The sequence below is a fragment of the Streptomyces sp. MB09-01 genome (assembly GCF_033794505.1).
Lineage (GTDB): Bacteria > Actinomycetota > Actinomycetes > Streptomycetales > Streptomycetaceae > Streptomyces.
This window is the reverse complement of record NZ_JARAYQ010000017.1, coordinates 55,810-65,468: the sequence shown is the minus strand read 5'-3', so window position 1 is coordinate 65,468 and position 9,659 is coordinate 55,810. Positions and strand designations below refer to the sequence as shown.

Annotated in this window: 10 protein-coding genes; 2 read left to right on the top strand and 8 right to left on the bottom strand. The window is 72.4% G+C overall.

Annotated features, from left to right (window positions below):
- Positions 1-2 precede the first annotated feature (2 nt).
- Positions 3-1,169, top strand: a complete 1,167-nt coding sequence (locus PV721_RS06195; RefSeq protein ID WP_319721797.1) for a CoA transferase — start codon at positions 3-5, stop codon at positions 1,167-1,169.
- Positions 1,166-1,981, top strand: coding sequence for a CoA ester lyase (locus tag PV721_RS06190; protein WP_319721796.1), 816 nt, complete (start codon positions 1,166-1,168; stop codon positions 1,979-1,981). The genes PV721_RS06195 and PV721_RS06190 overlap by 4 nt, the downstream gene beginning before the upstream one ends.
- Here the strand turns inward: PV721_RS06190 and PV721_RS06185 are convergent.
- From PV721_RS06185 to PV721_RS06150, 8 genes are all read right to left on the bottom strand, one after another.
- Positions 1,971-3,344 carry a glycosyl hydrolase family 28-related protein gene (locus tag PV721_RS06185; RefSeq protein WP_319721795.1) on the bottom strand — a complete coding sequence of 458 codons (1,374 nt, stop codon included), beginning with the start codon at positions 3,342-3,344 and terminating at the stop codon, positions 1,971-1,973. The two genes, PV721_RS06190 and PV721_RS06185, sit on opposite strands and share 11 nt — an antisense overlap.
- A gap of 110 nt (positions 3,345-3,454) precedes the next feature.
- Positions 3,455-4,456, bottom strand: coding sequence for a prolipoprotein diacylglyceryl transferase (lgt, locus tag PV721_RS06180; RefSeq protein WP_319721806.1), 1,002 nt, complete (start codon positions 4,454-4,456; stop codon positions 3,455-3,457).
- Positions 4,457-4,576: 120 nt separating this feature from the next.
- Positions 4,577-5,533: a DsbA family protein gene (locus tag PV721_RS06175; protein WP_319721794.1), complete on the bottom strand. Its 957-nt coding sequence runs from the start codon at positions 5,531-5,533 to the stop codon at positions 4,577-4,579.
- Between the two features lie 121 nt (positions 5,534-5,654).
- Complete coding sequence (gene trpA / locus PV721_RS06170) at positions 5,655-6,485, bottom strand: tryptophan synthase subunit alpha (protein ID WP_319721793.1); 831 nt, start codon at positions 6,483-6,485, stop codon at positions 5,655-5,657.
- The gene (gene trpB / locus PV721_RS06165) at positions 6,482-7,729 is read right to left on the bottom strand and encodes a tryptophan synthase subunit beta (RefSeq protein WP_319721792.1); all 1,248 of its coding nucleotides are present in this window, start codon (positions 7,727-7,729) and stop codon (positions 6,482-6,484) included. Before trpB ends, trpA begins: the two co-directional genes overlap by 4 nt.
- A 204-nt stretch (positions 7,730-7,933) precedes the next feature.
- The gene (gene trpM / locus PV721_RS06160) at positions 7,934-8,158 is read right to left on the bottom strand and encodes a tryptophan biosynthesis modulator TrpM (RefSeq protein WP_319721791.1); all 225 of its coding nucleotides are present in this window, start codon (positions 8,156-8,158) and stop codon (positions 7,934-7,936) included.
- A gap of 9 nt (positions 8,159-8,167) precedes the next feature.
- Positions 8,168-8,977, bottom strand: coding sequence for an indole-3-glycerol phosphate synthase TrpC (gene trpC / locus PV721_RS06155; protein WP_030707250.1), 810 nt, complete (start codon positions 8,975-8,977; stop codon positions 8,168-8,170).
- 189 nt (positions 8,978-9,166) lie between these two features.
- Positions 9,167-9,655 carry a DUF2752 domain-containing protein gene (locus PV721_RS06150; protein WP_319721790.1) on the bottom strand — a complete coding sequence of 163 codons (489 nt, stop codon included), beginning with the start codon at positions 9,653-9,655 and terminating at the stop codon, positions 9,167-9,169.
- Positions 9,656-9,659: the final 4 nt, after the last annotated feature.

Here is a 9,659-nt window from a genome sequence, read left to right as displayed (position 1 = left end):
GGCTGCGCGTGGTTGATCTGGCCACCCTGTTCGCCGGGCCGCTCGCCGCCACCCTGCTCGGCGACTTCGGCGCCGAGGTCGTCAAGGTCGAGCACCCCGGCATCCCCGACCCCTCCCGCGGCCACGGCCCCGCCAAGGACGGGATCGGCCTGTGGTGGAAGCTGCTCGGCCGGAACAAGCGGACGATGACCCTCGATCTGTCCGCCCCGGGCGGGCGGGACACCCTGCTGCGCCTGGCCGCCACCGCCGACGTGGTCATCGAGAACTTCCGCCCCGGCACCCTGGAGAAGTGGGGCCTCGGCTGGCCCGAGCTGTCCACCGCCAACCCGCGCCTCGTCCTGGCCCGCGTGACGGCCTTCGGCCAGCAGGGCCCGTACGCCCACCGCCCGGGCTTCGGCACCCTGGCCGAGGCGATGAGCGGTTTCGCCGCGATCACCGGGGAACCGGAGGGGCCGCCGACCCTGCCGCCGTTCGGGCTCGCCGACTCGATCGCCGCGCTGACCACCGCGTACGCCGTGATGACGGCCCTGGCCGGACGCGACCGCACCGGGCACGGCCAGGTCGTGGACCTGGCCATCATCGAGCCGATCCTCACGGTGCTCGGCCCACACCCGCTCTGGTACGACCAGCTCGGCTACGTCCAGCCCCGCAGCGGCAACCGCTCCGCGAACAACGCCCCCCGCAACACCTACCGCAGCGCCGACGGCCGCTGGCTGGCCGTGTCCACCTCCGCGCAGTCCATCGCCGAGCGGGTCGTACGGCTGGTCGGCCGCCCGGAGCTGATCGCGGAGCCCTGGTTCGCGACCGGGGCCGGCCGGGCCCGCCACACGGACGTCCTGGACGAGGCGGTCGGCGGCTGGATCGCCCGGCACAAGGCCGAGGAGGTCGTCGCGGCCTTCGAGGACGCCGAGGCGGCCGTCGCCCTCGTGTACGACATCCGGGACGTGATGGCCGACCCCCAGTTCGCGGCCCTCGACACGGTCACCGAGATCGAGGACCCGGAGCTGGGCCCGCTGCGGATGCAGAACATCCTCTTCCGGCTGTCCGAGACCCCCGGCGGGATCCGCTGGGCCGGCCGCCCGCACGGCGCGGACACCGACGAGGTCCTGACCGAGCTCGGGCTGACCCGGGCCGAGATCACCGCGCTGCGGACCGAGGGGGCTCTGTGATCCTGACCTGGCTGTACGCACCCGGCGACCGCCCCGCGGTGGTCGCCAAGGCACTCGGCTGCGGGGCGGACGCCGTGATCGTCGACCTGGAGGACGCAGTACCGGCCTCCCGCAAGGAGTACGCCCGCGCCGCCACCGCCGAACTGCTCGGCGAGCGGCCCCCGGTCCCCGTGCACGTCCGCGTCAATGCCCTGGACTCCCCCTGGGGCGGCGCCGACCTCAACGCGCTCGGCGGGCTGCGCGGGCTCGCCGGGCTGCGGCTGCCCAAGATCAGCGCCCCGGAACAGATCGGCGCCATCGCCGACCGGACCGGCGGGGTCGGCCTCCACGCCCTGCTGGAGTCGGCGCTGGGCGTGGAGCGCGCCTACGAGATCGCCCGCGCGCACCCCGCCCTGCGCGGGCTGTCCCTCGGCGAGGCGGACCTGCGGGCCGATCTGGCCGTCAGCGCGGAGACGGGGCTGGACTGGTGCCGGTCGCGGGTGGTGGTGGCGGCCCGTGCGGCGGGGCTGGCGCCCCCGGCCCAGTCGGTCTTCCCGGACATCCGGGACCTGGAGGCGCTGGCCGTCTCGTGCGTCCGCGGCCGGTCCCTCGGCTTCCTCGGCCGGGCGGCGATCCATCCGCGCCAGCTGCCGGTGATCGAGGGGGCCTACCTTCCGGCACCGGAGGAGGTGACGGCCGCCGAGGAGATCCTCAGCGCCGCCCGGGCCACGCCGGGCGCGCTGGCCCTGCCCGACGGCCGGTTCGTGGACCCGGCCGTCGTGGCCGCGGCCCACCGCACCCTGGCCCTGTCCCGCCGGATGGCTACGCGTTGAGTGCCGACCAGAGCCACTGACCGCCGACCCGGACGTAGAGCCGCTTGTTGGCGGAGTCCACGGCCATGGTGCCGTCGAGCGGCGGGCGGGTGAAGGAGGCGTCGGTGACCGGGCCGGGCACCAGCCGCAGCGGCGGGTTCGGCGCGTTCTTGACCGGGATCGTGCCGGTGGCCTGGGCTCCGAGGGTGCCGTAGCTGTTCTCCACCCGGAAGTCCCCGGTGGAGGACTGCTCGTAGTAGATGTGGGTGCCGGTGGGCGCGGTGCCGTACAGCCCGACGACGTTGCGCAGCACGGCGGTGGAGCCGGGTCCCGAGTACAGGGCCACGCCCGCGTTGACGGTGGCCCGGTCCCGGTTGGCGATGACCACGTTCTCCAGCGCGCTGGAGCTCGCCGCCCAGCTGATGATGTTCCGCGCCGTGGCCGGGGTGCCGGCCGCGAAGTCGCCCGCGTAGCAGTAGATGTGGTTCGCGTAGACGTGCTTGCAGCCCGCGTCGGTCTTCAGGTGCGGGCCGCCCTGCATCCGGGAGGTCTCGAACTTGCAGTCCGTGAGGTAGATGCCGTTGGGGTTGTTGGTGGTGACCGCGCCCTGCCCGATCCACAGCGCGCCGGTGCCGAACGCCTCCAGGCGGCAGCCGATGAAGTGGATCTGGTTGATGTTGTCCTTGCTGTGGCCCCAGGCGCCCTCGGTGGCGGAGGAGGCGTTGCGCAGCCAGATGTTGGGCTGGGTGGTGCTGCCGGTGGTGCCGGTGCAGTCCTCGACGACCAGGTTGGTGAAGCGCGAGTCCCAGAACTCCACGGCGTCGATGCACATGTCGTTGTTCGACGACATGAAGACGTCACGGAAGGCGGAGTTGTTGTTGTAGTACAGCTCCACCAGCAGGCCGGTCTTGCGGTTGCCGTTGAAGCCGAGGTTCTCCACGGCGCAGTGGCGGCGGTGCGTGGCGCCGGTGGAGTAGGCCGCTCCCGTCCCGGACATCCGCAGCAGGATGCCGTCGCCGCCCTTGACCAGGGTGGCGGCCTTGGCCCCGGCGCCGACGAGGCGGATGCCGTCGGCCTTGACGGCCAGGGCCGGGGCGCCGGCAGCGGGCTTGACCAGGTACTTCCCGACAGGGAAGTACACGGTGCCGCCACCGGCGGCGGCTGCCGCGTCGAGTGCGCGCTGGACGGCGGCGGTGTCGTCGGTGGCTCCGTCGCCGACCGCGCCGTGGCCCTTCACGTCGAACCAGTCCGGCGTGCTCGGGCCCGTGGCCGTGCCCGCCGCGGTGGCCGGCGCGCCGCCGGACATCACCGCGGCTCCGGCCAGTCCGGCCACGGCTCCGGTCAGCAGGGCCCGGCGGGCGGTCTTCGGTAGCTGTTCGGTCATGGTCTCCCCCTCGTGACGACGGTCATCGGGGATGATCATGTCAGTCGGCACCGGCAGACGAAGAGGGGTGCCGCGCGGTACGCGGCACCCCTCTTGCGTGACTCCTCCGGTCAGCGCGTCTCGGCCCCCGGGGCCTCGGCCGGCTCGGCCGGCTCGGCCGGCTCGGCCTTGCGCAGATCGGCCTTGGCGTCCTTGGGCTCCGCGTCCTTCGCCTTGGCATCCTTCGCCTCGGCGTCCTTGGACCCGGTGCTCTTGCCGTCGGGGTCCTTGGCCTCGGCGTCGCCCGCCTCACCGCCGGGGGTGGCGGGTTCGACGACCTCCTCGCGGCCCGGCCGCAGCTTCGCCGACAGCACCAGGTAGACCACGGCCAGGACGAAGACCACGATCGAGGTCCAGACGTTCAGCCGCACGCCCAGGATGTGGTGCGCCTCGTCGACCCGCATGTACTCGATCCAGCCGCGGCCCACGCAGTACGCGGCGACGTACAGGGCGAAGGCCCGTCCGTGCCCGAGCGTGAAGCGGCGGTCGGCCCAGATGACCAGCAGCGCGACGCCGATGCACCACAGCGACTCGTACAGGAAGGTCGGGTGGTAGGTGCCCGCGTCGCGGTTCGGGCCCGCGGTGATCTCCACCGCCCACGGCAGGTCGGTGGCCCGGCCGTACAGCTCCTGGTTGAACCAGTTGCCCCAGCGGCCGCAGGCCTGGGCCAGCGCGATGCCGGGAGCCAGGGCGTCGGCCCAGGCCGGCAGCGGGATCCCGCGCAGCCGGCAGCCGATCCAGGCACCCACCGCGCCCAGCGCGATCGCACCCCAGATGCCGAGGCCGCCCTCCCAGATCTTGAAGGCGTCGACCCAGTTGCGGCCCTCGCCGAAGTACAGCTGGTAGTCGGTGATCACGTGGTAGAGGCGACCACCGACCAGGCCGAAGGGCACCGCCCACACGGCGATGTCCGCGACCGTGCCCGGCTTGCCGCCGCGCGCGATCCAGCGACGGTTGCCGAGCCAGACGGCGACGAAGACGCCGATGATGATGCAGAACGCGTAGCCGCGGAGCGGGATCGGTCCGAGATGGATCACGCCGGTCGACGGACTGGGGATGTAAGCAAGGTCCATGGCAGACATGACGCTACCCTGCCGGGCGGTGCGTACGGCAACCGCCCGGCAAGACGAAACCAAATCCAGACATGGACCGGCCGGCGGCCGGCCCTCGTGCAGACCTCCCCCGGACCGTCCTCAGTCCCCCGGGGAGCCGGTCGCAGAGCGGTTCGCGGAGCCGTTCGACGCCGTCTTCGAAGCGGACGGCGAGGCCTTCGCTCCGGCCTTCGTCCCGGATCCCGCCGACGGCGAGGCCTTCCCCGCCGCCTTGTCGGCGCCCTTGTCGGCCACGGTCCCGCCGGAGCCCTTGGCAGCCCCCTCCACCTGTTCCTTCAGCTTCTGCGGGGTCACCGGGTTGGCCTCGTCGGCGAAGATGTTCTTGCCGTCCAGGAGCACGGTCGGCGTGCCCCGGTGCTTCCCGGCGATGAAGGCCTCGTGCGATTTGCCCACCCAGCTGTTGTGGGTGCCGTCCTCGACGCACTTGCGGAACGCGGGGGTGTCCAGCCCGTTCACCTTGCCCGCCAGTTCCAGCAGCTTCTCGTTCTTGCCGTAGGCGTCGTCGACCTCCTGCGGCTGGTTCTGGAAGAGGACGTCGTGGTACTCGGTGAACTTTCCGGCGTCCTGGGCACAGGCCGCCGCGTTCGCACCCTTCAGCGAACCGCTGCCGCCCATGTTCCCGTCGATGAGCGTGACCAGGTGGTAGTCGACCTTGAGCAGGCCCTTGGCCTCCAGCTCGTGGATCGTGTCCCGGTAGTTGTCCTCGAAGGACTTGCAGGCGGGGCAGCGGAAGTCCTCCCACACGGTGAGGGTGGACTTCGCCTCGCCCTTGCCCGTCCGGATGGCGAGGGCGTCCTTTCCGGTGGCCCCGGAGGGGGCGACCACGGGGCCCGCCTTGGAGCCGCCGCTCTTGCCGGTGTTGGCCGCGATCACGCCGACGACGGTCGCCAGACCGAGGACGCCGACCACCGCCGACGCCACGATGAGGGTCCGCCGGCGCTTGTCCTGGGTCTTCTGCCGCTGGCGCTCCTCCTGGAGTCGCTCCCGGGCCGATCGTTTCGTCGCATCGCGGTTCGCACCGTCGTTCTTCTCGCTCACGTTCGGCCAAACGAAGCAGGGAGGCACTCGCGTGCCTCCCTGCTCCCCTTTCCACCCGATCGGGCTACAGAACCCGGTCAGAGTTCCGCGCTTTCGATCGAACGGGGCACCCTCGGGCCCGTCAGCTCCTGCGGACGCCTTCCGCGAGGTCGCCCGCGAGCGCCCGTACGGCGTCCAGCCCGGCGGGCAGGTCCGGCGCGTCCAGCAGCAGCTTCACGAAGGCCGAGCCGACGATCACCCCGTCGGCGAAGCCGGCGACCTCCTTGGCCTGGACGGCGTTGGAGACGCCGAGGCCGACGCAGACCGGCAGGTCGGTCGTGGCACGCGTGCGCCGGACCAGGTCCTGGGCCTGGTTGCCGACCGATTCGCGGGTGCCGGTGACCCCCATGAGGGACGCGGCGTAGACGAAGCCGGAACCGGCCGCGGTGATGGTGGCCAGCCGCGCGTCCTTGCTGCTGGGGGCGACGACGAAGACGGTCGCCAGACCGTGCTTCTCGGCGTGCTCGCGCCACAGCGCGGACTCCTGCACCGGCAGGTCGGGCAGGATGCAGCCGGCGCCGCCCGCCGCCGCCAGCTCGGCCGTGAACCGCTCGACGCCGTAGCGGTCGATGGGGTTCCAGTAGGTCATCACCAGGACCGGGGCCCCGGTGGCCTCGTGCGCCTCGCGGACGGTACGGATCACGTCGGCGATCTTGACTCCGCCGCGCAGGGCGATGTCGTCGGCGGTCTGGATGATCGCGCCGTCCAGCACCGGGTCGCTGTGCGGGAGGCCGATCTCGACCACGTCCGCGCCGCCCTCGATGACGGCCTTGACCGCTTCGATGGCGCCGTCGACGGTCGGGAAGCCCGCCGGGAGGTAGGCCACGAGGGCCGCGCGGTCCTCGGACTTCGCCTTGGCGAGGGTGTCGCTCAGCAGCTGGACGCGCCCGGTCTTCTCGCTGGCCGTGCTCACTTCGACTCCCCTTCGGTCTCGCCGTCGTACAGCCCGAAGTAGCGGGCCGCCGTGTCCATGTCCTTGTCGCCGCGGCCGGACAGGTTGACGACCAGCAGGCCGTCCTTGCCGAGCTCCTTGCCGAGGTCCAGGGCGCCCGCGAGGGCGTGCGCCGACTCGATCGCCGGGATGATCCCCTCGGTGCGCGACAGCAGGCGCAGGGCCTGCATCGCGGCGTCGTCGGTGACCGCGCGGTACTCGCCGCGGCCGGAGTCCTTGAGGTAGGAGTGCTCCGGGCCGATGCCCGGGTAGTCCAGACCGGCCGAGATGGAGTACGGCTCGGTGATCTGGCCCTCCTCGTCCTGGAGGACGTACGAGCGGGAGCCGTGCAGGATCCCGGGCTCGCCGGCGGTCAGCGTGGCCGCGTGCTCGCCGGTCTCGACGCCGTGCCCGGCGGGCTCGAAGCCGACCAGGCGGACGCCGGCGTCCGGGATGAAGGCGTGGAAGAGGCCGATGGCGTTCGAACCGCCGCCGACGCAGGCCGCGACGGCGTCGGGCAGCCGGCCGGCGCGCTCCAGGATCTGGCGGCGGGCCTCGACCCCGATGACGCGGTGGAAGTCGCGGACCATGGCCGGGAAGGGGTGGGGGCCGGCGACCGTACCGAAGAGGTAGTGGGTCCGGTCCACATTGGCGACCCAGTCGCGGAACGCCTCGTTGATCGCGTCCTTGAGTGTCCGGGAGCCGGACTTCACGGCGATGACCTCGGCGCCCAGCATCCGCATGCGGGCGACGTTCAGCGCCTGGCGCTCGGTGTCGATCTCGCCCATGTAGATGACGCACTCGAGGCCGAAGAGCGCGCAGGCGGTGGCGGTGGCCACCCCGTGCTGGCCGGCGCCGGTCTCGGCGATGACCCGGGTCTTGCCCATGCGCTTGGTGAGCAGCGCCTGGCCCAGCACGTTGTTGATCTTGTGCGAGCCGGTGTGGTTCAGGTCCTCGCGCTTGAGGAAGATCCGCGCGCCGCCGGCGTGCTCGGCGAAGCGCGGCACCTCGGTGAGGGCGCTGGGGCGGCCGGTGTAGTTGACCATGAGGTCGTTGAGCTCGGCCGCGAAGGCCGGGTCGCCCTTGGCCTTCTCGTACTCGACGGCGACCTCGTCCACGGCGGCGACGAGCGCCTCCGGGATGAACTTGCCGCCGAAGTCGCCGAAGTAACCCTCGGCGTTGGGAACGTGACCCTCCGGGTCCGGAATGAAGAACTCGCTGGACATGTCCAGTGCTCCTACGGGTGCGATGTGCGGCGGGTGGATTCACCGTATTGCGCCGCCCGCAAGTACGGCGCACACCCCGCTGGGGGATGTCGCGCGTACGGTGCGGAGCGGCCCGCGCCCCGAGCCGGCCGGCTCGGGCGGCAGGCCGGACGGGAGCGGCTCGCGGCGCGGTACGTCTCGCGTACCGGGCCGCGGCGGCCCTCGTTACAGCGCGCCTCCGCGGCGCCATCGCATGCCGTTGACCTGACCGGGCTCGGAGCCGATCACGTACCGGACCCGCCGACCGTGCACGCGCCGGGCCGGGGCACGGCAGCCGCGGGGGCGGCAGCCGCGCGCCAGGGGTGCGTGCGCCGTCGGCACGCCGACCGGGCCGCGGCGGGCTGCCGGCGGCGCGGTCTGCGTGCGGACGGAGGGGAGGTCGTGGGCCATGGGGACGGGTCAGCTCCGCCCGTGGCGCAGGGCGGGGTGGGCGCCGGCGGCGACGAGGTCGGCCACGGCCGCCTTCGGGTCGCGGCCGGTCACCAGGGACTCCCCGACGAGGACGGCGTCGGCGCCCTCGTTGGCGTAGGCGATCAGGTCGTGCGGCCCGCGGATGCCGGATTCGGCGACCTTGACGATGTGGGCCGGGATCTCTCCGACGACGCGCTCGAAGGTGGAGCGGTCGACCTTGAGGTCCTTGAGGTTGCGGGCGTTGACGCCGATGATCTTGGCACCGGCGGCGACCGCGCGCTCCACTTCCTCCTCGTCGTGGACCTCGACGAGCGGGGTGAGACCGATGGACTCGGCCCGCTCGATGAGGGAGACGAGGGCCTCCTGTTCCAGGGCCGCGACGATCAGCAGCACGAGGTCGGCGCCGTAGGCGCGGGCCTCCCAGAGCTGGTACGCCGTGACGATGAAGTCCTTGCGCAGGATCGGGATGTCCACGCGGGCGCGGACGGCCTCCAGGTCGGCCAGCGAGCCGCCGAAACGACGCTGCTCGGTGAGGACGGAGATGACCGCCGCACCGCCCGCCTCGTAGTCGGCGGCGAGCCCGGCCGGATCCGCGATCGCGGCCAGCGCGCCCTTGGAGGGGCTGGAGCGCTTGACCTCGCAGATCACCTTGACGCTGTCGCCGCGCAGGGCAGCGACGCCGTCCTTGGCCTGGGGCGCCTTGGCGGCACGCTCCTTGAGCTCGTCGAGGCTCACGCGGGCCTGCCGTTCGGCAAGGTCTTCGCGGACCCCTTCGATGATCTCGTCGAGCACACTCACGCGAGCGGCCCCCTTCCGGGTCGATGACGGTCGGCCGCCTTGCAGACACGTACAACTGCAAGGTCAGCAATTCAAATGGTATCCGCAGGAGGCCTTGCCCTCCGCACGTGGTTGACGGCGTCCCAGTAACTGGACATCCGGAAGCCGGGCTCCGTATGGGCTGCTCAAGGGGCTCAGGGGCTCAGGGGCTCAGGGGGCCAGCATCGAGCCGAAAGAAAGATTTCGCACGACGACGAAGACCAGGGCCAGTGCACCGAGCGCCCACCAGTACGGCCGCGGCAGGACGATCCGGGGGACCGGGCCGCCGCGGAAGGCGCGGACCAGCCACAGGGTCATGAACCCCGCGAAGACGAAGTAGCCCGTGACGGCGAGGGCGTTTGCCCCGAAGGCCGTGACCAGATCGCCGTGGGCGAACGCGTGCGCACTGCGCAGACCGCCGCAGCCCGGGCACAGGATCCCGGTCAGCCGCAGCAGCGGGCAGACCGGATAGTGGCCCGGCTCGTTGGGGTCCACGGTGCCCACGTACGCGAAGGCGGCCACGGCCCCGGCCAGGTAGGACGCCGGGACGGCGAGCCGGCGCGCCCGGGACCGCGGGGGCGCGGGGGACGCCGGGGGCACGGCCGGCGGCAGGACATCGGGGGTACGGGAGGCGTCCACCCAGTGATTCTCTCCGGTCATGACA

Bases quoted from the DNA above. Each gene is read 5' to 3' on its own strand.
- PV721_RS06185 (WP_319721795.1), bottom strand. From the start codon at position 3,344: ATGACCGAACAGCTACCGAAGACCGCCCGCCGGGCCCTGCTGACCGGA.
- lgt (WP_319721806.1), bottom strand. From the start codon at position 4,456: ATGGACCTTGCTTACATCCCCAGTCCGTCGACCGGCGTGATCCATCTC.
- trpB (WP_319721792.1), bottom strand. From the start codon at position 7,729: ATGTCCAGCGAGTTCTTCATTCCGGACCCGGAGGGTCACGTTCCCAAC.
- trpM (WP_319721791.1), bottom strand. From the start codon at position 8,158: ATGGCCCACGACCTCCCCTCCGTCCGCACGCAGACCGCGCCGCCGGCA.
- PV721_RS06150 (WP_319721790.1), bottom strand. From the start codon at position 9,655: ATGACCGGAGAGAATCACTGGGTGGACGCCTCCCGTACCCCCGATGTC.